This is a genomic window from Corynebacterium sp. HMSC077D03 (genome assembly GCF_001808545.1).
In the GTDB taxonomy this organism is placed as follows: Bacteria; Actinomycetota; Actinomycetes; order Mycobacteriales; family Mycobacteriaceae; genus Corynebacterium; species Corynebacterium simulans.
Map to the genome: position 1 here is coordinate 1 of NZ_KV793659.1, position 5035 is coordinate 5035.

General features: G+C 52.9%; 2 rRNA genes. Both read left to right on the forward strand.

The features are described from left to right. Positions 1-25 precede the first annotated feature (25 nt). Positions 26-1542: ribosomal RNA gene (locus HMPREF2888_RS01745) — 16S ribosomal RNA — on the forward strand. A gap of 422 nt (positions 1543-1964) precedes the next feature. Further along, positions 1965-5031: ribosomal RNA gene (locus tag HMPREF2888_RS01750) — 23S ribosomal RNA — on the forward strand. The 16S and 23S rRNA genes sit together here, the layout of an rRNA operon. The last annotated feature ends 4 nt before the right edge of the window (positions 5032-5035 follow it).

Consider the following 5035-nt stretch of genomic DNA (forward strand, 5'->3'; position numbering starts at 1 on the left):
TTTTTGGCTTTTGTGCTGAAATTTTTTTGTGGAGAGTTTGATCCTGGCTCAGGACGAACGCTGGCGGCGTGCTTAACACATGCAAGTCGAACGGAAAGGCCTCAGCTTGCTGGGGTACTCGAGTGGCGAACGGGTGAGTAACACGTGGGTGATCTGCCTTGCACTTCGGGATAAGCTTGGGAAACTGGGTCTAATACCGGATAGGACAGCTGTTTAGTGTCAGTTGTGGAAAGTTTTTTCGGTGCAAGATGAGCTCGCGGCCTATCAGCTTGTTGGTGGGGTAATGGCCTACCAAGGCGTCGACGGGTAGCCGGCCTGAGAGGGTGGACGGCCACATTGGGACTGAGATACGGCCCAGACTCCTACGGGAGGCAGCAGTGGGGAATATTGCACAATGGGCGGAAGCCTGATGCAGCGACGCCGCGTGGGGGATGAAGGCCTTCGGGTTGTAAACTCCTTTCGACAGGGACGAAGCTTTTGTGACGGTACCTGTATAAGAAGCACCGGCTAACTACGTGCCAGCAGCCGCGGTAATACGTAGGGTGCGAGCGTTGTCCGGAATTACTGGGCGTAAAGAGCTCGTAGGTGGTTTGTCGCGTCGTCTGTGAAATTCCGGGGCTTAACTCCGGGCGTGCAGGCGATACGGGCTGACTTGAGTGCTGTAGGGGAGACTGGAATTCCTGGTGTAGCGGTGAAATGCGCAGATATCAGGAGGAACACCGATGGCGAAGGCAGGTCTCTGGGCAGTAACTGACGCTGAGGAGCGAAAGCATGGGTAGCGAACAGGATTAGATACCCTGGTAGTCCATGCCGTAAACGGTGGGCGCTAGGTGTAGGGGGCTTCCACGTCTTCTGTGCCGTAGCTAACGCATTAAGCGCCCCGCCTGGGGAGTACGGCCGCAAGGCTAAAACTCAAAGGAATTGACGGGGGCCCGCACAAGCGGCGGAGCATGTGGATTAATTCGATGCAACGCGAAGAACCTTACCTGGGCTTGACATATAGCGGATCGCTGCAGAGATGTAGTTTCCCTTTGTGGTCGTTATACAGGTGGTGCATGGTTGTCGTCAGCTCGTGTCGTGAGATGTTGGGTTAAGTCCCGCAACGAGCGCAACCCTTGTCTTATGTTGCCAGCATTTGGTTGGGGACTCATGAGAGACTGCCGGGGTCAACTCGGAGGAAGGTGGGGATGACGTCAAATCATCATGCCCCTTATGTCCAGGGCTTCACACATGCTACAATGGTCGGTACAACGCGCAGCGACACTGTGAGGTGGAGCGAATCGCTGAAAGCCGGCCTTAGTTCGGATTGGGGTCTGCAACTCGACCCCATGAAGTCGGAGTCGCTAGTAATCGCAGATCAGCAACGCTGCGGTGAATACGTTCCCGGGCCTTGTACACACCGCCCGTCACGTCATGAAAGTTGGTAACACCCGAAGCCAGTGGCTCAAACTCGTTAGGGAGCTGTCGAAGGTGGGATCGGCGATTGGGACGAAGTCGTAACAAGGTAGCCGTACCGGAAGGTGCGGCTGGATCACCTCCTTTCTAAGGAGCATTATTTTGCCCACAGTTGTGGGTGTGTTGGTTGAGTGCACATGTGTTGTGCTGCCAACGATATTTTTTAATCGGGTGGAGACACACCTTAAACAGTTGTAATTAGTCGTTATATACACAGTGTGGTTTTTGAAAAAGTACGTGGTGCATTGTTGGGTGTCTGGGGCATTATTGTCCTGGTGTTGCCTAGTTGCTAACGCAATCATGGTTTGTTGTGTGGTTGTTGTTGGTGGTTGGGGTGTTGTGTGAGAACTGTATAGTGGACGCGAGCATCCCCAAATGATGGTGCTTTTTATAGGCATGGTTGTTTGGGTGTGTAATTTCTTTATTCTTTTGTGTTTTGTGTAGTTCACGCCGACACAATGGTGAGGGACAGGCTGTTTTTTGTTTGTTCTTGTTGTTGTGTTGGTTGTGCGTTCGTTATTTAGGGCGCATGGTGGATGCCTTGGCATGCTGAGCCGATGAAGGACGTGAAAGGCTGCGTTAAGCCTCGGGGAGTTGTCAATTAAGCGTTGATCCGAGGATGTCCGAATGGGGAAACCTGGCACTTGTTATGGAGTGTTACCCTTCAGTGAATTCATAGCTGTTGTGGGGGTTGACGCGGGGAAGTGAAACATCTCAGTACCCGTAGGAGAAGAAAATAATAATGATTCTGCTAGTAGTGGCGAACGAACGTGGATGAGGCTAAACCGTGTGCATGTGATACTTGGTAGGGGTTGTGTGTGCGGTGTTGTGGGCCTTGATGTGCAGCGACTACCATCGTTGCGTCTTGTTGTTGGTGTTAGGTGAAGTGGTGTGGAAACGCCTGCCGTAGAGGGTGATAGTCCTGTAGCTGAAGACATTGATGATGGGGTTGTCAAGTTGCCCGAGTAGCAGCGGGCTCGTGGAATCTGCTGTGAATCTGCCGGGACCACCCGGTAAGCCTAAATACTCAGTGTGACCGATAGTGGATAGTACCGTGAGGGAATGGTGAAAAGTACCCCGGGAGGGGAGTGAAATAGTTCCTGAAACCATGTGCTTACAATCCGTCAGAGCACCTTTTGTGTGTGATGGCGTGCCTTTTGAAGAATGAGCCTGCGAGTCAGCGGCATGTCGCGAGGTTAACCCGTGTGGGGTAGCCGTAGGGAAACCGAATCCTAATGGGGTGTCAAGTGGCATGTCCTGGACCCGAAGCGGGGTGATCTACCCATGGCCAGTGTGAAGCAGCAGTAAGATGCTGTGGAGGCGCGAACCCACGTAGGTTGAAAACTGCGGGGATGAGCTGTGGGTAGGGGTGAAAGGCCAATCAAACTCCGTGATAGCTGGTTCTCCCCGAAATGCATTTAGGTGCAGCGTCGCATTAGCTTGGTGGAGGTAGAGCTACTGGTTGGTTGAGCGGGACTACAATCTTAGCAATGTCAGCCAAACTCCGAATGCCATTAATGTGTTGTGCGGCAGTGAGACTGTGGGGGATAAGCTTCATAGTCGAGAGGGAAACAGCCCAGATCGCCGGTTAAGGCCCCTAAGGGTGTGCTAAGTGGAAAAGGATGTGGGATCGCGAAGACAGCCAGGAGGTTGGCTTAGAAGCAGCCATCCTTGAAAGAGTGCGTAATAGCTCACTGGTCGAGTGGTTCTGCGCCGACAATGTAGTGGGGCTCAAGCACACCGCCGAAGCCGCGGCAATAATTTTTGTTATTGGGTAGGGGAGCGTCGTGCACGTGTTGAAGCGTTACTGTAAGGAGGCGTGGAGTGTGTGCGAGTGAGAATGCAGGCATGAGTAACGAATTGGAAGGTGAGAATCCTTCCCGCCGGATGACTAAGGGTTCCTGGGTCAAGTTCGTCTTCCCAGGGTGAGTCGGGACCTAAGGCGAGGCCGACAGGCGTAGTCGATGGATAACCAGTTGATATTCTGGTACCCGAGTATATGCGCCCCTGATAAAGCACTGATACTAACCACCACAAGCACTTTTCGATGACACTTTGTGTTGTTGGTTGGTGTGCGTCGTGGGGCCTGATGTGTGGTTCAAGCGATGGGGTGACACAGTGGGGTAGCCATGCCACTTAGTGGATTGTTGGTGTAAGCGTGTAGCTTGGGGTGTAGGTAAATCCGCATCCTTTTAGGTGAGACGTGATGCGTAGCCTTAATTGGTGAAGTTGGTGATCCCGTGCTGTCGAGAAAAGCCTCTAGCGATGTATATACTCGGCCCGTACCCCAAACCGACACAGGTAGTCAGGTTGAAAATACTAAGGCGTTCGGGTGAACTGTGGTTAAGGAACTCGGCAAAATGCCCCCGTAACTTCGGGAGAAGGGGGACCCTATGGCGTTAACACTCTTTGCGGTGATAAGCGTTGTGGGGTCGCAGAGAATAGAGGGGAGCGACTGTTTATCAAAAACACAGGTCCATGCGAAGACGTTAAGTTGATGTATATGGACTGACGCCTGCCCGGTGCTGGAAGGTTAAGAGGACCGGTTAGTTCATCTTTGATGGGCGAAGCTGAGAATTTAAGCCCCAGTAAACGGCGGTGGTAACTATAACCATCCTAAGGTAGCGAAATTCCTTGTCGGGTAAGTTCCGACCTGCACGAATGGCGTAACGACTCCCCTGCTGTCTCAACCACAGGCCCGGTGAAATTGCACTACGAGTAAAGATGCTCGTTACGCGCGGCAGGACGAAAAGACCCCGGGACCTTCACTATAGCTTGGTATTGGTGTTCGGTTCGGTTTGTGTAGGATAGGTGGGAGACTGTGAAGCTATCACGCCAGTGGTGGTGGAGTCGTTGTTGAAATACCACTCTGATCGGATTGGATACCTTAACCTTGGCCCATGATCTGGGTTGGGGACAGTGCCTGGTGGGTAGTTTAACTGGGGCGGTTGCCTCCCAAAATGTAACGGAGGCGCCCAAAGGTTCCCTCAGCCTGGTTGGCAATCAGGTGGTGAGTGTAAGTGCACAAGGGAGCTTGACTGTGAGAGTGACAGCTCGAACAGGGACGAAAGTCGGGACTAGTGATCCGGCACCTACTTGTGGATGTGGTGTCGCTCAACGGATAAAAGGTACCCCGGGGATAACAGGCTGATCTTCCCCAAGAGTCCATATCGACGGGATGGTTTGGCACCTCGATGTCGGCTCGTCGCATCCTGGGGCTGGAGTAGGTCCCAAGGGTTGGGCTGTTCGCCCATTAAAGCGGCACGCGAGCTGGGTTCAGAACGTCGTGAGACAGTTCGGTCTCTATCCGCCGCGCGCGTTGAAACTTGAAGAAGGCTGTCCCTAGTACGAGAGGACCGGGACGGACGTACCTCTAGTGTGCCAGTTGTTCCGCCAGGGGCATCGCTGGTTGGCTACGTACGGAAGGGATAACCGCTGAAAGCATCTAAGCGGGAAGCCTGTTTTAAGATGAGGTTTCATTCGAGGTCCCCTAAAGACTATGGGGTTGATAGGCCAGACATGGAAGCATCGCAAGATGTGAAGTCTACTGGTACTAATAGACCAAAACAAACACACACAA